This is a genomic window from Planktothrix sp. PCC 11201, from assembly GCF_900009135.1.
Lineage (GTDB): Bacteria > Cyanobacteriota > Cyanobacteriia > Cyanobacteriales > Microcoleaceae > Planktothrix.
On the sequence record NZ_LT797717.1, the window covers coordinates 1 to 202 of the forward strand.

At 36.6% G+C, this 202-nt stretch carries 1 pseudogene; it reads right to left on the bottom strand.

The window, feature by feature from the left end:
* Positions 1 to 202, bottom strand: a pseudogene (locus tag PL11201_RS27250) (RNA-guided endonuclease TnpB family protein); the annotation flags it as partial.

Consider the following 202-nt stretch of genomic DNA (forward strand, 5'->3'; position numbering starts at 1 on the left):
TTAACCAAAATATTGGCACTACCATTAATATCAGCCGAAACCAGATGTCTATCCTTTGTTCTATACAATCCTCTCTTAATCCTTCTACCAGAAAACTTCTGTTTACTGGGATTATCGGCATTGTAAATAGGGATCTCATCTTGATCATAAAAACTAGCTTTAGAGGAGTAAGATTCCTCTTGCTCACCATACTCAATTCCGT